Here is a 20,810-nt window from a genome sequence, read left to right as displayed (position 1 = left end):
GAGCGTGTCCCTCGACGAACTGCGCGCCCTGATCGACCGGCACGCCCCGCGTGACGCCGACGCCGTCCCCGCGATCGACGGGCTGCTGCTGACCCGCGCCGAGCGGCCGACCGGCCCCCGCTCGGGCATCGTCGACCCCGTCCTCGCGCTGGTCGCCCAGGGCGCGAAACGACTCACGCTGGGCGGCCGGATCTACGACTACGAGGTGGGCCAGTACCTGGTCGTCTCGGTGGACCTGCCGGTCTCCGGCCACTGCACCCGGGCCACCCCCGACCGGCCCTTCCTCGGTTTCGGCCTGCGCATCAGGCCCGCCCGGCTCGCCGCGCTGCTCCTGGAGTCCGGCACCGGCCCGCGAGCCGGCACCGGCCGCCGCCGCACGGACGACCTGCCCGCCCTCGCGGTCGGCGACGCCTCGGCCGACCTCCTCGACGCCGTGGTCCGCATGGTCCGGCTGCTCGACCGGCCCGCCGACATCCCCGTCCTCGCCCCGATGGTCGAACGCGAGATCCTGTGGCGGCTGATCACCGGCGAACAGGGCGCGCTGGTCCGGCAGATCGGGCTCGCCGACAGCCGCCTCACCCAGATCAGCCGGGCCGTCCGCTTCATCCGCGAGCACTACACCGAACCGCTGCGCGTGGAGGACCTCGCCCGGCTCTCCGGGATGAGCGCCTCCCCGTTCCACCGGCACTTCCGGGCGGTCACCGCGATGACCCCGATCCAGTACCAGAAGCACATCCGCCTCCAGGAGGCCCGGCTGCGCCTGATGAGCAGTACCGACGACATCGCCGACGTCGGCTACGCGGTGGGCTACGACAGCGCCTCCCAGTTCAGCCGCGAGTACCGGCGGCAGTTCGGCCGGCCGCCCGGCGCGGACGCGGCCCGCCTGAGAAACGCGGAGGTGGCAGTCCTCGCAGGTCCGTAGGCTGGACGGATGCCAGAACAGATATCCGGACCGTCGCGGCTGCGCGGAGACTGCTCCCGCTGCTTCGGCCTGTGCTGTGTCGCCCTGCCGTTCACCGCCTCGGCCGACTTCGCGGTCACCAAACCCGCCGGGACGCCCTGCCGGAACCTCGGCGGCGACCACCGTTGCGGGATCCACACCGAGCTGCGCGGGCGCGGGTTCGCCGGCTGCACGGTCTACGACTGCTTCGGCGCGGGCCAGCGGGTCTCCCAGGTGACCTTCGGCGGCCGGGACTGGCGCAGCGGCCCCCCGGAGCACGTCCGCCGGATGGTGGACGTCTTCCCCGTCGTACGGCAGCTGCACGAACTCCTCTGGTATCTGACGGCCGCGCTCGCCCTGCCCGCCGCCCGGCCCGTGCACGCCGAGCTCGAGGCGCTGCTGGACAGGACCGAGGCGCTCGCCCTCGGCACGCCCGAGGAACTCGCCGCCCTGGACGTGGCCGCCCACCGGCAGGACGTGAACGCACTGCTGCTGCGCGCCAGTGAGCTGGCCCGCACGGGCGTCCGGAGCCGGGGCCGGACGAAGGACCGCCGGGGCGCGGATCTGATGGGAGCCCGGCTCAGGGGCGCCGACCTGCGAGGCGCTAGCCTGCGCGGGGCCTATCTGATCGCCGCCGACCTCACCGGCGCCGACCTGCGCGACGCGGATCTGATCGGTGCCGACCTGCGGGACGCCGACCTCACCGACGCGGATCTGACGGGTGCGTTCTTCCTGACCCAGCCGCAGGTCGACGCGGCGCGGGGGAGTGCCGGGACCCGGCTGCCGGAGTCAGTCACCCGTCCCGTGCACTGGACAGCCGCCGTCCGCTGAGCCGGACGTGTCCGGCACCGGCACCGGTGCCGGTGCGGGGCGCCGCCGTTCGAGCCGCAGCCGCAGTTTCTCCGGCATGAGCGTCAGCCGTTCGGTCACCGTCAGGCGGTAGCCGGGGTCGGCCGTCAGCTCGTAGCGGCGCAGCAGCAGGCCGAGGACCAGGGTCGCCTCGTGCAGGGCGAACTGGCGGCCGATGCAGGCGCGGGCGCCCGTTCCGAACGGCTTGAAGGTGTGCGGGGCCCGGCCCCGGGCGGCCTTCGCCTCGAAACGGTCCGGGTCGAAGCGGTCGGCGTCCGGCCCCCACACCTCCGGGTCGCGGTGCAGCATCGGGGTCAGGACCAGCGCCCAGCCGCCCCGGCGTATCGGATGCTCGCCGGCGAGCACGGTGTCCCGGCGGGCCTCGCGGGCGAAGGCGGGGGCGGTCGGCCACAGCCGCAGCGACTCGTCGAGGACCCGGCGCAGATAGCGCAGCTTGGCCACCTGGTCGTAGCCCGGCGCGGGGGTGTCGCCCCAGACCCGGTCCACCTCGGCGGCGGCCCGGGCGGCGATCCCGGGGTGCAGGGCGAGGTAGTGCAGGGCGAAGGAGAGGGCGCCCGAGGTGGTTTCGTGGCCGGCCACCAGGAAGGTGATCACCTGGCGGCGGACGTTCTCGGCGGACAGCCGCTCGCCCGTCTCCGGGTGGGCCGTCTCCAGCATCCGGTCCAGCAGGTCGCCCTCCGCGGGGCCGGTGCGGCGCCGCTCGGCGACCAGTTCGTCGACCGTGCGGTTGAGGAAGCCGATGTCGGCCGCGTTGCGCCGGGAGGCCTGCCGCAGCAGCAGCGGGGCCAGCGGCGAGGGCACGCTGTTGAGGCGCTGGGCGTAGGTGAGGGTGCCGATCATCGCGGTCACGAAGGGGTGCGGCCGGTCCCGTTCGAACGACCCGAAGTCGTGCCCGAACCCGGTGCGCGCGATCGTCTCCAGGGTCAGCTTGGTCATGTCCCCGGGCACGTCCACCCACCGCCCGGCCGCCTGCTCCCGGTCCCAGTGGTCGGTCAGCCGGCCCGCCACCGACACCATCATCGCGTGGTAGCCCTCCATGGCCTCCCGGCTGAACCCGGGGGCGAGGACGTCGTGCGCGAGCTGCCAGTTCGGCTCGTGGTTGTACGCCGTGAACAGGCCGTCCCCGGCGACCGGGCGCAGGTTGGCGACGCCCAGGCCGACGTGCTTGGCGAACCGGGACTCGTCGGCCATGTCGGCGGCGAGCGCGGCGCCCCACACGAACACGAACTCGTTGCCGAACGCCTTGCGCCGGAAGACCGGGCCCAGCTGCCCGGCCAGCCGCATCGAGTCCTGCACGGGGGTGCGCCGGTCGACGCCCAGGACGTCGCCGAGGAGCGGCAGCCGACGCGGCGGGTGCGGGATCCGGTGCAGCTCGGGCCAGCCCTGCTCGGCGCCCCGGAACCCCTTCGGCAGCGGGCCGTCCGCCCCCGACCCAGGCTGCGTGACCGTCTCCGCCATGACGCGATCTCCCTCGATGCTGCGGCAGGTTGAGCTAGTTGTACGTGGGTTCAATAAGCGCTTTCAGTCTCGACCCGTTGTTGAACCGGCGTCAAGTAAAGTGCGGACATGGTCGCGAACCAGGGTGAGCGCAGCCGCCGCAGACTGAGCACCGTGGAGCGCCGTGAGCAACTCCTCTCGGTCGGGGCCAGGCTCTTCTCCGAGAGCCCGTACGACGACGTGTGGATCGAGCAGGTAGCCGAGATCGCGGGGGTCTCCCGGGGGCTGCTGTACCACTATTTTCCGACGAAGCGTGATTTCTTCGCGGCCGTGGTGGAGCGGGAGAGTGAGCGGATGCTGCGGCTGACGGCGGCCGAGCCCGGCGTCCCCGCCCGCGAGCAGCTCACCGCCGGTCTCGACGTCTACCTCGAGTACGTCCACGCGCACGCCCACGGCTTCCGCGCCTTCCATCGCGCCGAGGCCTCCGGGGACCAGGCCGTGCGCCGGGTCTACCGGCAGGCGCAGGCGGCGCAGGAGCGTCAGATCCTCGCCGCCCTGGCCGCGGACCCGGAGTTCGGTCCCGCTCTCGACCGGCGCCCCGACACCCGCCTCGCGGTCCGCGGCTGGCTCGCCTTCACCACGCACGTCTGCCTGGAGTGGCTGCGCACCGAAGAACTGACGCGGGAGCAGGTGCGGGACCTCTGCGCACGGGCCCTGCTGGGCGTCCTCTCCTGACCGTCGTGGCCGGTCTCCCCGCCCCTGTCCGTCGTGTGCGTGTCGCGGCGCGTGGTTGGCGTACCTCTGGATCTTCGGTAAGTTAGGTGAGGCTTACCTAAGGAGGTTTCGGGATGGGTGACGAACAGGCAGCCTGGGCGGCCGGACCCGGTGCGGCGGAGCAGGCCCGGTCCCTGCTCGCCGTCGCGTGGTCGTGCATGGTGACCGCGGACGGCGGACGCGAGGAGTTCGTCGGCGCGCACGCCGTCGCCGACGACGGCCGGGTGCTGCTGCACGTGCCCGAGGACAGCGCCCTGCTCACGGCGGCGATCTGCGCCCCGCGCGGCGAGCCGGCCGCGGTGCTGGAGTTCGCCGACGTCGCGCCCGTCCCGGTGCGGGGCCGGGTCCGGGCCCGGCTCTGGATGGCGGGCTGGTTCGCCCCCACCGACGAGCAGCTCGTCTTCCACCCCACCCGGGTGGTGCTGCGCCGGCCCTCCGGCGCGGTGGTCGTCGACCTCGACGAGTTCGCCGCCGCGCGCCCCGACCCGCTGGCCGGGGCCGAGGCCGGACTGCTGACCCACCTCGCCGACGCCCATCCGGACGCCGTCGAGCGGCTCACCCGCCTCGTCGAGCCGGACAGCCTGCACGCCGCCACCCGGGTCCAGCCCCTGGCCGTCGACCGGCACGGGCTCACCCTGCGCATCGAACGCGCCCGCGCCCACGGCGACGTTCGGCTCACCTTCCACGCGCCCGCCGACGACGTCGCCGAACTCACCGAGCGGATACACGTCCTGCTGGCCCAGGCCGCCGCCGCGTCCTGCCCGCGGACGCTACAGCGGCAGCGCGCAGACGGCGACCGGTGACGCGAACGGCTCGCCGGCGAGCCGGAGTCCACCGCCGGCCGCATCGACGGTGAAGACGCTCACGGTGCCGGACCGCTGGTTGGCGGCGAACAGCAGCCGGCCGTCCGGGGAGAAGGCGATCTGCCGGGGGAAGTCCCCGTGCACCGGCACCGTGTCCAGCAGCCGCAACCGGGCCCCGTCGGCCTCGACGGCGTACCTGGCCAGCGTGTTGTCGCCGCGGTTGGCGAGGTAGGCGTAGGCGCCGTCCGCGGTGACCAGGATCTGGGCCGGGTAGTTGGTGGTGCCCGCCCTGCTGCCGGTGGACTGCGGCTCGCCGACGGTGAGCCTGCCGGTGGCCGGGTCGTACCCGCACACGGTGACCGTGTCGTCCACCTCGTCGGCCAGGTACGCGTACCGCCCGCCCGGGTGGAAGGTCAGGTGGCGGGGGCCCGCCCCCGGTCTCGTGTGCGCCTGCGAGAGTTCGGTGAGCGTGCCCTTCGCGAGGTCGAGGCGGTAGGTGTAGACGGTGTCCGTGCCGAGGTCGACGGCGAGGACGTGACCGCCGTCCGGGCTGGTGACGAACTGGTGGGCGTGCGGGCCCTGCTGGCCGGGCCCGGGCGCCGGACCGGAGTGCGTGGCCAGGGCCGTGCGCTCACCGAGGGCGCCCGTGGCGTCGATCGGGTGCACGGCCACGCTGCCCGAGGTGTAGTTGGCGCTCAGCAGCCAGCGGCCGGTGGGATGCACCGAGAGATGGCAGGGGCCCGCCCCGCCCGTGCCGCGGCTGCCGAGGACCTTCCGGTCCGCGAGCCGTACGGCGGTGACGCTCCCGGCCGCGTGCTCGTTCACGGCGTACAGCGTGCGCCCGTCCGGGTGGACGGCCAGGTACGACGGGTCGGTGACGCCGGTGAGCGTGCCGGTGCCGGTGATCTCGCCGGTCGCCGGATCGTAGTCGGCGAGGCCGATGCCGGTCCCGTCGCCGGCCACCGAGGTGTAGGTGCCGAGGTAGAGCGGGCGGGGACCGGAAGCCGGTTTCGCCGGGGACTTCGCCGCCGTCCGTGGGGCGGTGCGGGGCGCCTCCGCGGGCGGCGCGGCCGGGGCCGGGACCGCCACCACCGCCGCGGCGCCCGCCAGCGCGCCGACGAACCGGCGCCTGCTCCAGCCGCCACCCGTCGCTTCCGTACCACTGCCCATGCCCGCACCTCAGGTCGTCGGTCGCCTCGGTCGTCACGCAACCTTGGCGTGTACCGGCGAGCGAACGCAAGAACGGCAACGAACGTTGCGCATGCTGCAATGGGAGCGGGTGTCGGGGGCGGTCTACCAGTCGCCGTCCTCCACCGGCTTGCCCGGCGGGTCCTTCAGCGGGATCACCTGCTCCGGGGACGGCTGCTGCCAGGGTTCCAGGTCCTCGCCGAGCCAGTCGCCGACCGGCTTCACCGCCTCCAGGGTGTCGGCGGGGGCCAGATCCCGGGCGTCCTCGTCGTAGTAGTCGTACCAGGGCAGCCCGGCGCGGGTGTAGGCAGCCCGGTCCACCGGCGACGGCGGGGGCGCCTCGCCCGTGATGCGGCGCCACTCGGGGGGCGTGACCAGGTGCACGAAGACCCGGCCGGCCGGGGTATCGGACCAGTCCCGCAGCGGCCGGTCGTCCTCGTAGACCTCCTGGTGCATCGTGCCGCCGACGCCGAGACCCATCCTCGGGGAGGGCGCGGCGCCGGGCGCGGGCGCGGCGGGGGCCGCGGACATCATCGGCAGCGCCGCGCCGTAGCCGCCGGCCGGGCCGGGGCCGCCCGTCGCACCGGCCCCGCGGGTCCGCTTCCGGCGCAGCCGCTCCTGCCGCAGCCGCTCCGCGTGCCGCCAGGCGGCGAGCGGCTCGTCCCGGAGCGCGAAGGAGCGGAGCTGCACACCGCCCCACACCTCCTCGCCGGTGACCTGCCCCTCCACCGTGGCACCGAGGCCCAGCGGCACCGCCACGAACTGGCGGACCGTGCCCTTCCCGGAGTTGATGCCGTCCAGCCAGGGCTGCCGGGGCAGCACCAGGTAGTTCTGCGGGTCCCGGGACAGCCGGTCGCTCCACGGCTCCCCGGAGACCGCGCACACCTTGCCGACGCCCACCTGGAGGGCGGCCGGTTCGGCCGTGCCCGCGAAGCTCAGCCACATCGCCTCGCGCAGGTACACCGGCAGCATCACACCGCCCCGCGCCCGCCACTCGGCGGGCGCCGTGGCCGGGTAGTCCGCCACCCGCCGGACCGGGAACTCGCCGAGCCCCGGCGGCAGCGCGTGCGTGCCCGTCTCCGGCAGCCGCAGCGTGCGGACGAACCGCACCGCCGCGCCGCCGGGCAGCCGCAGCGTGTTCCCGTCGATCCGCACCGCCGTGTCGGTCATCGGCGTGCCCCCTTCCCCGTCCCGGACATTCCCGTTTCGTGCCTTCCCGTCCCTCACAGAGAACGCCCCGGACCCCTGCCCCGGTTCCGGCGCAGCTGCTCCGGCACGCCCACCCGCTCCCGCAGCCAGGTCAGCCACGGCGGCCGCTTGGCGCGCTGCTCGCTGGAGACCCGGTCCAGCTCCTCCAGCAGCCGCCGGGTGCGGTGCTCGGTGTCCAGCTCGTCGATCATCCGGTTCACCTCGGTCAGGACGGCACCCAGCAGCTGCCAGTCGCGGTCGTCGGTGCGGATCTCGTCCCGGAGCAGTTCGGCGAGCTTGTCACGGGTGCCCGTCGCGGTGTGCAGCTCGGCGGCCAGCCGGGCCTCGGCCGACTCCGCGTTCTCGCTGATGCTGGTCGTCACCAGCACCGCGAAGCTGACCACGGCGTCGGCGATCTGGGACAGCAGCTGTTCGACGGCCACCCCCGCGTCCGACGCGAACAGCGGTTCGGGTTCACGCGCCTTGGCCAGGTCGGTGAAGGTCCGCGCGAGCACACGCAGCACGACCGTGCAGATCTCCAGGGTGTCCAGGCCGGTGCGCAGCACCACCCGGTGCAGCAGACCCTCCCTGACCCGGGGATTGAGCCGCAGACTGTCCTCGGCCTGCCGCAGCGCCGCGTCCACCTCCACGATCGCGTGGTCGAGCCGACGGGCCTCGTGCAGCCGTTCGGCGGCCCGCTGCCACGGGGTGAGTTCCGCGGCCTCGTCGCCCATGCGCAGCATCAGCTGCCGGAGCCGGCGGGCCAGCCCCTCGATGGACTCACCGGCCTCGTCCACCCACACCGGGGGTGGGAGCAGCAGGTTGCAGGCCATGCCGACGACCGCGCCGATCAGGGTCTCCACGATCCGGGCCCAGGCGGTACTGCTGATCGTGGTGACCCCGAGCACCAGCATGGCGCTGATCGCCACCTCGGGGATGTACTCGTCGACGCGCACCAGGTGCCCCACCCCCAGCGAGGCCACGATCAGCAGCGCGAGGCTCCACCAGGTCAGCCCGACCAGCTGGCTGAAGGCGATGGCGACCAGCACACCGGCCACCACCGCGTTCACCCGGCGGAAGCCGTTGGTCAGCGTGGCGTAGAGGGTGACCTGTACGACCAGCAGCGCGGTCAGCGGGGCGGTGAGGGGCGCCGGTTCCGGACTCAGGCGGAGCGCGACGACGTAGGCGATCGTGGCCGCGGTGGCCGATCGCAGCGTCTGGACGACCACCGGGTCCCGATGCCGCCGCAGCACTCGCGGCAGGCTCTCGGCCCACTTCTGTACGTCTTGCATCCCTTGGCCTGTTCCCACTCGCACGACACGTCGAACGTATTCTCCGCAGATCACTCACGCGCGCTAGTGGCTGGATGACCAGAGCGGATTACGGAGGGTGCCCGGAGACCGGGCCCCCGGGGGCCGACCACCGAAGGACTTGCCGCGCCGGTACCGCTCCCACACCGAAACCCCACCGCCACCCACCCCACACCGAAGATCCGCCTTCCCCGCGGCCGCTCCGACGCCGGAGATCTCGCCTCTGGGCGCCCCCGCCGTGCCGCTCGGCTCGGGCGCCGCCCTGCCGTCCGGCCGAGCCGCTCATGTCGGAGCCGCCGCGCTGGGCCCGGGTCCGGTGGATCCGCGACAGGTGACCGATACACAGACGGTGCGTCCTTGGCCGGCCCCGTGCCGGGGAAGCGTCCTCGGTCGTCGTCTTCGAAATCGGTACGACCCGGCTGGAGGTGATCGGATACGGTCGGCGGACGTCGGGGTTCAGCGGTAGGGGAGGGCGATCTGATGGGGTTCGCGGAGGTCGGGTCGGGGCGGGCCGTGGCGGCGCTGCGCCATGTGGCCGCGCTGTCCTCGGGACCGGTCCTGGACCCCGGTCTGCGGATCACCCTGAACTTCCACCCCGACCGGCTGTCCGCCGGCCGGCCGATCCTCCGGGCGCTGGCCCGCGACGGCGTCTACCACTCGCAGTTCGTCACGGGTACCGGCAACGGCGGGCTCACCGCGCACCCGGGCGGCGACCGCTGGCGCTGGGAGAGCCGGATCTTCGGCGGCCGCTACGACGACGCCGCCCCGGCCGAGCGGCCCGTGTACGGCGCGCTGAACTTCCGCCGGCAGGTCGTCGGCGCCGCTCCGCGGTTCGGCTCCGCACACCTGAGGCTGACCGGGCCGGCCCTGGACCGGGCCACCTTCTGCTACCCCGACAGCGCGGCCGAGCCGACGGACTTCGGAGTCGCCGCCGGCACGCACCTGCTCGCCCTGGCCGAGGCCGACGAGCAGGACGCGCTGAACGACTACATCGAGGCCCAGGTGCACGGCGGGGTCCGGCTGGACCGGGACGTGGAGGCCCTGGTCCTGGACGCCGCCTACCGGGGCACCGACGTGGAGACGGCGGCCCGCCTGCTGCCGTTCCCGGTCGAATGGCACCCCGGCTACCGGCTCACCGTGCCGGAGCTGCGCCGCCACGGCGACTACCGGGGCCCGGAGTACGCCGAACTCGGCGCCCGGATCGCCGAGAAGGGCGTGGTCGACCCGCGGATCATCGGCGACGCGGCCCGCACCGGCCGGTACGCGATCCAGGACCTGAAGATGGTGTGGCACACCCTGGCCCGCTTCGGCGCTCCGGAGGGCGCCGGCACGGCCTACTCGCCCGCGGCCCGCGGCTCGGCCGAGGCTCGCGGCTCGGTCGAGGCGCGTGATCCGGCGGCGGCCCGCGGCTCGGTCGAGGCTCGCGGCTCGGTCGAGGCTTGTGAACCGGCCGCGGCCCGCGACTCGCCTGCGGCCCGCGGCTCGGCCGCGGCCCACGAACCGGCCGGGGCCGGTGGCCAGACGTCCGGACTCAGTACGCCCAGGGCGTAGGCGCGGGCCACCAGTTCGGTGCGGTTGGCCGCGGCCCAGCGGGCCGACAGCCGACGCAGGTGGTAGGTGACGCCGTCCCGGGTCAGGCCCAGCTCGCGGGCGGCCTGGGCGGTGGTGGCGCCCCGGGCCAGCAGCGCCAGGACCCGGCCCTCGACCGCGCTGACCGGCGCGGGCTCCGACCCGGACGCCGTGCGCTCGCCGGCCACCCGCAGCATCACCAGCAGCGACGGCGTCCCGCCCACGGACTCGCTCACCGGATCAGCCGTCAACTCCCCGTACCGCTCGGCCCCCTCGGGCGCCCGCCACCGTACCGACACCTGGTAGCGCGAGCGGTGCCGCAGCCGCAGCGCCTCGGCGATCCGCTCCACCTGGGCCTCCTCCTGCGGCCGGAACAGGTCCAGCACGTCCCGGCCGCGCAGCCGCCCCGGCGTCGTACCGCACTCGGCGGCCATCGCCGGGTTGGCCAGCACCACCAGCCCGTACACGTCGCACACCGCGACCGGTACCGACACCCGGTCGAACAGGGTCAGGGCGCGGTTGCGCCACACCACGCCGTCGAGCCCGCCCGTCGCCATGTCCACCACCGCTCCTCTCTCCCTCATCCAAGGCGACCAGCCAGGTCAGAGGCAACTTCACCGGCGCCGCGCAAGACCCGGAGGCGATTTCCGACTGCACGTTCGTGTAGTGCGACGGCGTCCTGCCGCGTTCCCCGAGGACCACGCTGGAACGCAGGACTTCCGTACCGCGAAAGGCAGTTGTCGCGCCATGCCCCCCACCGCGCCGCACCCCGACACCGCTGAGCCCCTGACCGGCGTCCCCGTCGTGGACATCACCGCCACCGGACCCGGCCGCACCCCGATCCAGCAGGTCATGGGCCTGATGCGGGAACACGGTCCGGTCCTGGTACGACGGCTGCACGGACGGGACACCCTGTTCGTCGCCGACACCGACCTGGTCGCCGACCTCGCCGACGAGCAGCGGTTCGCCAAGCACGTCGGGCCCGCCCTGGAGAACGTCCGCGCGTTCGCCGCCGACGGACTGTTCACCGCCTACAACGACGAGCCCAACTGGGCCAAGGCGCACGACATCCTGATGCCCGCCTTCGCGCTCGGCTCGATGCGCACCTACCACCCGGTGATGCTGCGGGTCGCCCGCCGGCTGATCGCGTCCTGGGACCGGGCCGCCCGCGACGGCCGGCCGGTGGACGTACCGGACGACATGACCCGGATGACCCTCGACACCATCGGCCTCGCGGGCTTCGGATACGACTTCGGCTCCTTCGGGCGCACCGAACCCCACCCCTTCGTCGAGTCCATGGTCCGCTGCCTGGAGTGGAGCATGACCCGCCTGGCCCGCAGGCCCGGCACCGACCACTCGGCGGCGGACGCCGCCTTCCGGGCCGACGCCGACCACCTCGCCCGGGTCGTGGACGACGTCATCGCCTCCCGCACCGGCACCGACCAGAGCGCGGCGCAGGACCTGCTCGGCCTGATGCTGTCCGCCCGGCACCCCGACGACGGCACCACCCTGGACCGGGCCAACATCCGCAACCAGGTCATCACCTTCCTCATCGCCGGCCACGAGACCACCTCCGGCGCGATGTCCTTCGCCCTGTACTACCTGGCCAAGCACCCCACCGCGCTCCGGCTCGTACAGCGCGAGACGGACGCGCTCTGGGGCGACACGCCCGACCCGGAGCCAAGCTACGACGAGGTCGGCCGCCTCACCTACACCCGGCAGGTGCTCAACGAGGCACTGCGGCTGTGGCCGACCGCGGCCGCGTTCAGCCGGCACGCCCTCGACGACACCCTGCTCGGCGGACGGGTGCCGCTGACGGCCGGACAGTCCGTCACGGTGCTCGCGCCGATGCTGCACCGGCAGCCGGTCTGGGGCGACAACCCCGAGCTCTTCGACCCCTCCCGGTTCACGCCGGAGGCCGAGGCGGCCCGCCCCGTGCACGCCTTCAAGCCCTTCGGTACCGGTGAACGCGCCTGCATCGGAAGGCAGTTCGCCCTGCACGAGGCAACCATGCTGCTGGCCATGCTGGTGCACCGCTACCGGATCCAGGACCACGACCGGTACGCGCTCACGGTCAAGGAGACCCTCACCCTCAAGCCCGAGGGCTTCACCCTGACCCTGGCCCCGCGCACCCCCGCCGACCGCCTCCACCCGCCGCTGCCCGGTGCCCGGCCGGCGGCCGTGCAGGACCCGCGGCGGACGGCCGCCCTCCCGGCCAGGGTCCGCACCGGCACCGGCGCCCTCCTGCTGCACGGCAGCAACTACGGCACCTGCCGGGACCTCGCCGCCCGGCTCGCCGACGAGACGGCCGGCCTCGGCTGCGACACCGAGGTGGCGGCGCTGGACGCGTACGCCGCCGGGCTGCCCACCGACCGGCCGGTGGTCATCACCGCCGCCTCCTACAACGGGCGTCCCACCGACGACGCCACCGCCTTCGCCGCCTGGCTCGACGGCACCCCCGACCTCACCGGCGTGACCTACGCGGTGCTCGGCGTCGGCGACCGCAACTGGGCCGCCACCTACCAGCACTTCCCGACCCGGATCGACACCCGACTGGCCGAACTCGGCGCCACCCGCCTCACCGGCCGCGTCGCCGCCGACGCCTCCGGCGACCTGACCGGCACGGTCCGCGACTTCACCGCCGGGCTGCGCACCGCCCTGCTGGAGCGGTACGGCGACCCCGACGCCGCTCCGTCGGCGGCCCCGGAGCCCACCAGCGCGTACCAGGTCCGAGCGCTGACCGGCGGTCCCCTCGACGCCCTCGCCGAACGCCACGGACTCGTCCCGATGACGGTCACCGAGGCGTACGACCTCACCGCCGCCGGGCACCCCCGCACCAAGCGTTTCCTGCGCGTGGCCCTGCCGGCCGGCGTCACCTACCGCACCGCCGACCACCTGACCGTGCTCCCCGCCAACGACCCGGCGCTCGTCACGCGCGCGGCCACCGCTCTCGGCGTCGATCCGGAGACCGTCCTCGACATCCGGGCCACCCGCCCCCGGCGCGACGGCCTGGCGGTCGACCGGCCGCTGACGGTGCACGAACTGCTCACCCGGCACGTCGAGTTGCAGGAGCGCCCGAACGCCGGACAGCTGTCCCTGCTCTCCGAGGCCAACCCCTGCCCGCCGGAGCGGGCCGCCCTGGCCGCCCTGGCCTCAGGGGCTTCAGAGGGCGGCGACCCGCGCACCCTGGTCGAGATCGTCGAGGACCACCCGGCGCTGCGCGGCGCCCTCGACTGGCCCCGCCTCCTGGACGTTCTGACCCCGCTGAAGCCGCGCCACTACTCGATCTCCTCGTCCCCGGCCGCCGACCCCGGCCACGCCGACCTGATGGTCTCCCTCCTGGACGCCCCCGCCAGGTCCGGCGCGGGCCGCTACCGGGGCACCGGCTCCGGCCACCTGACGTCGCTCCGCCCCGGCGACACCCTGCTCGCCCGCGTCCAGCCCTGCCGGGAGGCCTTCCGGGTCGACCACACCGTCCCAGTGATCATGATCGCCGCGGGCACCGGTCTGGCCCCCTTCCGCGGCGCCGTCGCCGACCGCACGGCGGCCCTCGCCTCGGGCGCCGAACTCCCGCCCGCGCTCTGCTACTTCGGCTGCGACGCACCTGAAGCGGACTTCCTGCACGCCGAGGAGCTGCGCACGGCGGAGGCCGCCGGTGCCGTCTCGGTGCGCCCGGCCTTCAGCACGGCAGGCACCTTCGTCCAGCACCGGGTCACGGCCGAGGCCGACGAGGTGTGGGCCCTGCTGGCAGCGGGCGCGAAGGTGTACGTCTGCGGCGACGGCGGCAGGATGGCCCCCGGCGCCCGGGAGGCGTTCCGTACGATCTACCGCGACCGCACACCGGGGGGAAACGCCGAGGAATGGCTGAATTCCTTGGTGCGGGACGGCCGTTACCTGGAGGATGTGTACGTCTCGTCCTGATCGGCGCCCTGGGGTGAAGCGCCCCGTCAGGGGCGCGGGGTACCGCGCGGCCGGCCCCCACCGGCCGGCGGCGCACCGCACGCCCCGTGCCCATGGTTCCCGAATCCCTTAGCTCACATCGTGAACTAAGGGTTGGGAAAATATCGCTTTCTCACCCCCCGAAGGAGTATGTTGCAGGTCGGGCAGGGTTCGTGAAGGGAGCGGAGCCACATGGCGGGGCGGAACGGGCGCACGGTACGCGACCTCAGGAGGGCCAACCGCACGGCCGTACTGCAGCGTCTCTATTTCGACGGCCCGCTCAGCCGCTTCGAGCTCGGCCCGGCCACCGGCCTGAGCTCGGGCTCGGTGAGCAACGTGGTCGCCGACCTGGTCGCGGACGGCCTGGTCGAGGAGGCCGGCAGCGTCGACTCCGACGGCGGCCGCCCCCGCACGCTGCTCCGCGTGGCCCCGCACAGCGGCCACATGATCGGCGTGGACGTCGGCGAGACCAGGGTGCGCGTCGAGCTGTTCGACCTCACCCTCACCGAACTCGCCCGTGCCGAGCGACCCCTGGAACAGCAGGGCTACGACGTCGAGGTGATCGTCGGCCACATCCGGGACGGCATCGCCGAGGTGCTCGCCACCGAGGGAGCCTCGCCCGAACTGCTGCTCGGCGTCGGGGTCGGTGTCCCCGGCATCGTGGAGCACACCGCGGACCGGGGCGCCGTCGTGCACGGCCAGACCATCGGCTGGGACGCCGTACCGTTGGAGGAGCTGCTTCGCTCCGGCAGTCAACTCCCGGATTCCGTGCGCTACTTCATCGACAACGGCGCCAAGACCCTGGGCCAGGCCGAGATGTGGTTCGGGGCCGGCCGCGGCGCGGACAACGCGGTCGTGGTGCTGTTCGGCTCCGGCGTCGGTGCCTGTCTGGTCTCCGCGGAGGTGGAGCACGGCCGGGCGGTGGAGTGGGGGCATCTGACGGTAAGGGTGCGGGGCCGCCGGTGCCGTTGCGGCGCGCTCGGCTGCCTGGAGGCGTACGCCGGCGCCGAGTCGCTGCTCGCCCGCTGGCGCGAGGAGGGCGGCCGGCCCGCCGAGGGCACCGACGAGGAGACCGCGCTCACCGCCATGCTGGCCGCCGCCTACCCGTCCGAGGGCACCGAGCCCGACCCGGTCGCGCTCGCCGTCCTGGAGGAGACCGCGGAGTACCTGGGCGCCGGCCTCTCCGACCTGATCAACCTCTTCCAGCCGGAGCGGATCCTGATCGGTGGCTGGGCCGGCCTCCAGCTCGGCGCCCGCTTCCTGCCCGCCGTACGCCGGTACGCGACCACGTACGCGCTGCGCCACCCGGCCGAGCAGGTCACCATCGACCTGGGCCGGCTCGGTCCTGACGCGGTCACCGTCGGCGCGGCCATCCTGCCCCTCGCCGACTTCTTCAGCCGTGGCGGGCGTCGCGCGGAACCGGTGAGCGAGGACCGCCTCCCCGCCTGGCGCACCGCGCTGGAGGAGCGGACTCCGCGCTGACCCGGCGTTTCGCCGCGCCCGGCCGAGGTACTCGCCGGATGCCCGGAACGACGCCGTGAGGGGAGTACGCCGTGGGAGAGCAGCAGGGCGGCAGGCCGGTGCCCCGGGACATGCCGGACCAGCAGGCCGGCTCCGGCCGGGACCCGTGGGAGGCGGCCGAGGGCCGCGACCCCGACCAGGAGGCCGACGACACCGCCGTCCCCGACACCGACGAGGCCGGCACCGGCCCCAGGGGCGCCCCGAGCGCGGGGTCGGTGCACCCCGATGCCCCGCCCCCCGACGAGCCCGCGGACTGACCGCCCACGGATCGGGCCGGTGTCTCAGGCGAACGCGTTGACGCCGGTGAGGCGGGCCGAGAGGTCCCAGAGGCGGGCCGCCTGGTCCGGGTCGACCGCCCAGTCCCGCACGCCGGTCGGTTCGCCCGCCACGGCGGGGTCGGCGATGTCGCAGTCCTCCAGGTACACCCCGCCCATGCCGTCCAGCTGCGGGGAGGTCGCCGCCCAGGTCTGGGTCGCCGCACCCTGCGCGGGCGACTTGAAGCCCTGCGGGTTCAGCACGGTGCCCTGCTCGTCGATCCAGCCGCGCTCGACCATCTCCGCGCGGGGGATGTGCCGCTGGAGCGGGGTCATGATGCCGCCGGGGTGCAGTGCGAAGGCCCGTACGCCGGCGTCCCGGCCGAGCCGGTCCAGGTGCACCGCGAACAGCACGTTGGCCGTCTTGGCCTGGCCGTACGCCTCCCACTTGTCGTAGCCGCGCTCCCACTGGACGTCGTCCCAGCGGATCCCGGAGAAGTGGTGGGCGCGCGAGGAGACCGACACGACCCGGGCGCCGCCGGGCGCCAGGGCCGGCCAGAGCCGGTTGACGAGCGCGAAGTGCCCGAGGTGGTTGGTGGCGAACTGGGCCTCCCAGCCGGGCCCGACCCGGGTCTCCGGGCAGGCCATGATCCCGGCGTTGTCGATCATGAAATCGACGGTCCGGCCGGAGACGAGGAACCGCTCGGCGAAGCCGCGCACGCTGTCCAGGTCGCCGAGGTCCAGCTCGTCCACCTCGACGCGCTCCAGGCCGGCCAGCGCCTCGCGGGCGGTCGCGGCGCGCCGCGCGGGCACCACGACACGGGCGCCCGCCTTGGTGAGGGCCCTGGTGGTCTCCAGGCCGAGCCCGGAGTAGCCGCCGGTGACGATCGCGAGCCTGCCGTCGAGGTCCAGGCCCGCGAGGACGTCGTCGGCCGTGCTGTGCGCGCCGAAGCCGGAACCGATCTTGTGCTGAGGAGTCGTAGTGCTCATGGACCGCACGCTACGAATTCGAGTGCGCTCGAAGTCAAGCGACGACCCGCCGCCCGCTCCGGACGTCCGCGGACCATCTCCGGACAGCGGAAAGCCCCGGCCGCGACGGGGGATTCGCGGCCGGGGCGGCCAGGTGGTGGGCGCGGACGGCGGTCGCCTCTCGGCGAGACGCTCCACAGGGCTTCAGCCGAACGATCGTCCCTGTGGGCGGAAGGTGAGGCCCGGGGACACTGTCCCGTCCGCTCCCACGGATGGTTCAACGGGCAACCTCTCCCCGCTGTTCCGGGGTGGTACGTGATGCGTGTCACCCGCCGGTGGCCGGGCCGTCGGCCACCCGGTCCGGCAGCCGCCCCTCCCGGGTCCAGGCCAGCAGTTCGTCGGCGGACCAGGTGGTCACCACGCGCTCGGCCGGCACCCCGCACTCCTCCGCCCGGGCGCAGCCGCGGATCTGCCAGTCCAGCTGGCCGGGGGCATGGGCGTCGGTGTCGACCGAGAACAGCACCCCCGCGTCCACGGCCCGGCGCAGCAGCCGGCGGGGCGGGTCGAGACGCTCGGGACGGCTGTTGATCTCCACGGCCGTACCCGAGGCGGCGCACGCGGCGAACACCTCGTCCGCGTCGAAGTCGGACTCCGGACGGCCGCGCCCCGTGACCAGGCGGCCCGTGCAGTGACCGAGCACGTCGGCGTGCGGATCGCGGACCGCCCGCACCATCCGCCGGGTCATCGAGCGCGCGTCCATCCGCAGCTTGGAGTGGACCGAGACGACGACCACGTCGAGGCGCGCCAGCAACTCCGGCTCCTGGTCCAGCGAGCCGTCCTCCAGGATGTCGCACTCGATGCCGGTGAGCAGCCGGAACGGCGCCCACCCCGCGTTGAGCCCGGCCACCACCTCCAGCTGCTCGCGCAGCCGCTCCGGGGACAGCCCGCGGGCCACCGTGAGCCGCGGGGAGTGGTCGGTGAGCACCGCCCACTCGTGGCCGAGCGCGGCCGCGGTACGCCCCATCTCCCCGATCGGGCTGCCCCCGTCGGACCAGTCCGAGTGCAGATGGCAGTCGCCGCGCAGCAACGCGCGCAGCCCGGCGCCAGGGCCGGTCAAAGGCTCACCCGCCGCTTCCTCAAGCCGGCGCAAATATCCGGGCAAATCTCCGGCCAGCGCTTCCCGGACCACCTGGGCGGTCTTCGGGCCCACGCCCTTGAGTGATTCCAGGGTCCCGGCCCGCGCCCGTGCGGCCGTCTCCCCGGCGGGCAGGGCCCCCAGCACCTGGGCAGCGGTGCGGAAGGCACGGACCCGGTAGGTCGGGGCCGACGCCCGTTCCAGCAGGAAGGCGATCCGTTCCAGCGCCTCGACGGGGTCCATGGCCACCTCCACCGACAGGGTGACTCAGGCAGGTCACTTCCGCCCGCGGAGATCTACCCTCGATTGCATGACCGAGATAGCGAGCCCTCACATCTCCCAGCCACGGATCCTGGTGCTCGGGGTCATGACCGGCAGGCCGGGCACCTTGCCCTTCCGCATCGTGGAGATCGACGGCGAGGTGGTCGCCGAGGCGAGGGACATCACCGAGGTGCTGTCGGTCGCCGCGGCCCACGGCATCACGGTCCACGACCTCGACGACCCCGGCGTGGTGTGCTGGGTGGGCGGGGACAAGTTCACCTGGACCCCTCGCCCACCGCGCCGCTAGCCGGTGGGCCGGGTGCTCAGCCGACTGTCCACTTCTGGTTGGCGCCGCCCGAGCAGGTCCATATCTGGAGCCGGGTGCCGTTGGCCGAGTTGTTGCCGGTGACGTCCAGGCACTTGTTCGCCTGTGGGTTGACGATGTCGTGGGCCGAGCTGACGGCCCACTTCTGGGCTGCGGAGCCGTTGCAGTCGTAGAGCTGGACCGGGGTGCCGTCCGCGGTGCCGCCGCTGGTCACGTCCAGGCACTTGCCGAGCGCGCGGATCGTGCCGTCCGAGCCCACGGTCCACTGCTGGGCCGTGGAGCCGTTGCAGTCGTAGAGCTGTACGGGCGTCCCGTTGGCGGAGTTCGCCCCGGCGACGTCCACGCACTTGCCGGCCAGGCCCTTGATCGCCACGCCGGTGGCCGTGTCGCTCGTGGTCACCGACACCGAGTCCACCACCAGCTGGGCCGGGAAGGCCGTGGAACTGTTCGGGTCGCCCGGCCAGTACCCGCCCACGGCGAGGTTCAGGATCAGAAAGAACGGCTTGTTGAACGCCCAGGTGTTGCCGCCCACGTCGGCCGGCGTCCGCGTCTCGTAGACGGTGCCGTCGACGGACCACTTGATCGAGTTGGGCGCCCAGTCGACCGCGAAGGTGTGGAAGGCGTCCGCGAAGGCCTGGCCGTTGGGCAGCGAGTAGGCCGCGCCGATGCCGTTCGAACCCGAGTAGCCGGGGCCGTGGATGGTGCCGTGCACGGTCGAGGGCTCGAAGCCGACGTTCTCCATCACGTCGATCTCGCCGGAGTTGGGCCAGCCGACCGAGCCGATGTCGGTGCCGAGCATCCAGAACGCCGGCCACATGCCCTGCCCGCGCGGGATCTTCATCCGGGCCTCGACGTGCCCGTACTGGGCGCTGAACTTCCCCGAGGTGTTCAGCCGGGCCGAGGTGTACTGGCAGGTGCCGTACCAGCACTGGTAGTTGGCGGGGTTCTCCTTCTTGGCCGTGATGACCAGGTGCCCCTGGCCGTCGAGAGCCGCGTTGTTGGTGCCCGAGGTGTAGTACTCCCGTTCGTGGTTGTTGACGTTGTCGCCGGTCTCCTGCGTCCACTTCGAGGAGTCGACCGCCGAACCGGCGGCGCCGTCGAAGTTGTCGGAGAAGGTCACGGCGGCCGCGCCGGCGTCGGCGGACGCGGACGCGGCCCGCGCGGGCCCGACGGCGGCCGTCGCGACCAGTGCCGCGGACAGCGCGGCGAAGAGACATCTGCGGAGCAGGCGTGGGGAGGCCACGGCTCTTCCTTCCGTACGGCGGCCGGGCGCGGTAAGGCGGCCGGCCGGGGGTGGGGGGTGAAGGCGTCGCCTCTTGATTTAAGAAGTGAGATAAGTGGGCGTCAATACCTTGGTACAGACCGGTACCGGCGGCCGTGGCCGCCGGTACCGAATGATCGGGATGTCGTCACGCCTTGCGCTTGCGGGCATGCACCGCGCGACCGAGCAGCCGGCCGAGGAGCAGCCAACCCAGCAGCGCCCCGGCGGTGTTGAGGATGACGTCGTCCACGTCGAAGGCCCGTCCGGTGACCAGCGCGCCCTGCGCCAGCTCCACCAGCAGCATCACGACGGCGGTCAGCAGCAGCACCTTCAGGACGCCCCGGGCGCCCGGCGCGAGCACCGGCACGAGGATCCCGAACGGGACGCCGAGCAGGACGTTCCCACCGATCTGCTTGACGGCGTCACGGAACGCGGGCTGCTCCAGATAGAGCTTGAGGGTCGCGCCGGGGTGCAGATTGGTGTGGGCGATCGACACGGACGCCGGGGACGGATCCAGCGTCAGGTCGGCCAGTACGACGGCGAACGCCACCATCGCGGCGAAGGCCAACGCCATGGCCAGCAGCCGCAGGGGGAGAGGAAGGGGACGACGCTCGGTACCGGCCTTGGCGGCGGCGGCGCCCTTCCCGGCGGTGGTCTTCCCGGCGCCGGCCTTCTCGCCGGCGCCCTTCCGGCCGAACGCGCCCCTCCAGCCGGCCGTCGTCTTCTTGTCCGCGGCGGTCTTCCCGGTCGCCGCACCCTTCCCGGCCGCGGTGGTCTTCCTGGTGGACCCGGCGGCCCCGGCGCTGCCCGCCGCTGGGCCGGGACCGCGCAGTCTGTCGAGGAACGTCCGCTTCCCGGGGCTCGCCGCCTCGGCGGGGGCGGCCCCCTTCGAGGCTGCGCCCGGCCCGGTGCCGTGGCCGCCGACGACGCGTGCGGCCCTGGTGAACAGCCCCGCCCTCGTGCCCGTGTCCCCGTTCTTCTTCGTCTCCTCGGTCATCTCGCCCTTGGTACCGCGCAGGCGCGAGGCGGCGCTGGCCATCAGTCCTCCACTCTCCAACCTTCCGGG

General features: G+C 73.8%; 17 protein-coding genes and 1 pseudogene. 9 read left to right on the top strand and 9 right to left on the bottom strand.

All coding sequences use genetic code 11. The annotated features are described in order from the left end of the window. Positions 1–4: 4 nt before the first annotated feature. A complete protein-coding gene (locus MB828_RS36135; RefSeq protein ID WP_301651859.1) occupies positions 5–922 on the top strand; it encodes an AraC family transcriptional regulator in 918 nt (305 codons plus the stop codon). Positions 923–931: 9 nt separating this feature from the next. After that, complete coding sequence (locus MB828_RS36130; protein ID WP_301651858.1) at positions 932–1,771, top strand: pentapeptide repeat-containing protein; 840 nt, start codon at positions 932–934, stop codon at positions 1,769–1,771. Here the strand turns inward: MB828_RS36130 and MB828_RS36125 are convergent. Continuing rightward, a complete protein-coding gene (locus MB828_RS36125) occupies positions 1,730–3,268 on the bottom strand; it encodes a cytochrome P450 (RefSeq protein WP_301651857.1) in 1,539 nt (512 codons plus the stop codon). The two genes, MB828_RS36130 and MB828_RS36125, sit on opposite strands and share 42 nt — an antisense overlap. A 108-nt stretch (positions 3,269–3,376) precedes the next feature. Between MB828_RS36125 and MB828_RS36120 the strand changes: the two genes are divergently transcribed. Both MB828_RS36120 and MB828_RS36115 read left to right on the top strand, forming a co-directional pair. Further along, positions 3,377–3,982 (top strand): TetR/AcrR family transcriptional regulator, encoded by a 606-nt coding sequence (locus tag MB828_RS36120; RefSeq protein ID WP_301651856.1) that lies wholly within the window; start codon positions 3,377–3,379, stop codon positions 3,980–3,982. 113 nt (positions 3,983–4,095) lie between these two features. After that, positions 4,096–4,824: a DUF2470 domain-containing protein gene (locus MB828_RS36115; protein WP_301651855.1), complete on the top strand. Its 729-nt coding sequence runs from the start codon at positions 4,096–4,098 to the stop codon at positions 4,822–4,824. Here MB828_RS36115 and MB828_RS36110 read toward each other — a convergent pair. The 3 genes from MB828_RS36110 to MB828_RS36100 all read right to left on the bottom strand — a co-directional run bounded on the left by MB828_RS36110 (position 4,792) and on the right by MB828_RS36100 (position 8,492). Then, positions 4,792–5,994 carry a lactonase family protein gene (locus MB828_RS36110; protein WP_301651854.1) on the bottom strand — a complete coding sequence of 401 codons (1,203 nt, stop codon included), beginning with the start codon at positions 5,992–5,994 and terminating at the stop codon, positions 4,792–4,794. The two genes, MB828_RS36115 and MB828_RS36110, sit on opposite strands and share 33 nt — an antisense overlap. A gap of 123 nt (positions 5,995–6,117) precedes the next feature. Then, complete coding sequence (locus tag MB828_RS36105) at positions 6,118–7,182, bottom strand: hypothetical protein (protein ID WP_301651853.1); 1,065 nt, start codon at positions 7,180–7,182, stop codon at positions 6,118–6,120. A 53-nt stretch (positions 7,183–7,235) separates the two neighbouring features. Continuing rightward, positions 7,236–8,492, bottom strand: a complete 1,257-nt coding sequence (locus MB828_RS36100; protein ID WP_301651852.1) for an FUSC family protein — start codon at positions 8,490–8,492, stop codon at positions 7,236–7,238. A 498-nt stretch (positions 8,493–8,990) separates the two neighbouring features. Between MB828_RS36100 and MB828_RS36095 the strand changes: the two genes are divergently transcribed. Continuing rightward, entirely contained in the window at positions 8,991–10,061 is a 1,071-nt protein-coding gene (locus MB828_RS36095; RefSeq protein WP_430381481.1) for a DUF3626 domain-containing protein, read from the top strand. Here the strand turns inward: MB828_RS36095 and MB828_RS36090 are convergent. After that, positions 10,016–10,636: pseudogene (locus MB828_RS36090) on the bottom strand (PAS domain S-box protein); the annotation flags it as partial. The gene MB828_RS36095 and the pseudogene MB828_RS36090 sit on opposite strands and share 46 nt — an antisense overlap. A 190-nt stretch (positions 10,637–10,826) precedes the next feature. On the opposite strand from MB828_RS36090, the gene MB828_RS36085 reads away from it, so the two are divergent. From MB828_RS36085 to MB828_RS36075, 3 genes are all read left to right on the top strand, one after another. Next, a complete protein-coding gene (locus tag MB828_RS36085; RefSeq protein ID WP_301651851.1) occupies positions 10,827–14,000 on the top strand; it encodes a bifunctional cytochrome P450/NADPH--P450 reductase in 3,174 nt (1,057 codons plus the stop codon). 210 nt (positions 14,001–14,210) lie between these two features. Then, positions 14,211–15,500 (top strand): ROK family transcriptional regulator, encoded by a 1,290-nt coding sequence (locus MB828_RS36080; RefSeq protein WP_133022728.1) that lies wholly within the window; start codon positions 14,211–14,213, stop codon positions 15,498–15,500. A gap of 71 nt (positions 15,501–15,571) precedes the next feature. Next, positions 15,572–15,796: a hypothetical protein gene (locus MB828_RS36075; protein WP_430381480.1), complete on the top strand. Its 225-nt coding sequence runs from the start codon at positions 15,572–15,574 to the stop codon at positions 15,794–15,796. Between the two features lie 24 nt (positions 15,797–15,820). On the opposite strand, the gene MB828_RS36070 is transcribed toward MB828_RS36075, so the two are convergent. Further along, complete coding sequence (locus MB828_RS36070) at positions 15,821–16,783, bottom strand: SDR family NAD(P)-dependent oxidoreductase (protein WP_301651850.1); 963 nt, start codon at positions 16,781–16,783, stop codon at positions 15,821–15,823. A 304-nt stretch (positions 16,784–17,087) separates the two neighbouring features. After that, the gene (locus MB828_RS36065; RefSeq protein ID WP_301651849.1) at positions 17,088–18,140 is read right to left on the bottom strand and encodes a PHP domain-containing protein; all 1,053 of its coding nucleotides are present in this window, start codon (positions 18,138–18,140) and stop codon (positions 17,088–17,090) included. Between the two features lie 67 nt (positions 18,141–18,207). On the opposite strand from MB828_RS36065, the gene MB828_RS36060 reads away from it, so the two are divergent. Further along, positions 18,208–18,465, top strand: coding sequence for a hypothetical protein (locus tag MB828_RS36060; protein ID WP_133022731.1), 258 nt, complete (start codon positions 18,208–18,210; stop codon positions 18,463–18,465). Between the two features lie 16 nt (positions 18,466–18,481). Here MB828_RS36060 and MB828_RS36055 read toward each other — a convergent pair whose 3' ends face one another. After that, positions 18,482–19,726 (bottom strand): ricin-type beta-trefoil lectin domain protein, encoded by a 1,245-nt coding sequence (locus tag MB828_RS36055; protein ID WP_133022732.1) that lies wholly within the window; start codon positions 19,724–19,726, stop codon positions 18,482–18,484. A gap of 166 nt (positions 19,727–19,892) precedes the next feature. After that, positions 19,893–20,783 (bottom strand): VanZ family protein, encoded by an 891-nt coding sequence (locus tag MB828_RS47015; RefSeq protein WP_430381479.1) that lies wholly within the window; start codon positions 20,781–20,783, stop codon positions 19,893–19,895. Positions 20,784–20,810 lie beyond the last annotated feature (27 nt).

The sequence above is a fragment of the Streptomyces arenae genome (assembly GCF_022343545.1).
Taxonomy (GTDB): Bacteria; Actinomycetota; Actinomycetes; order Streptomycetales; family Streptomycetaceae; genus Streptomyces; species Streptomyces humi.
This window is presented reverse-complemented; position numbering and strand designations above follow the sequence as displayed.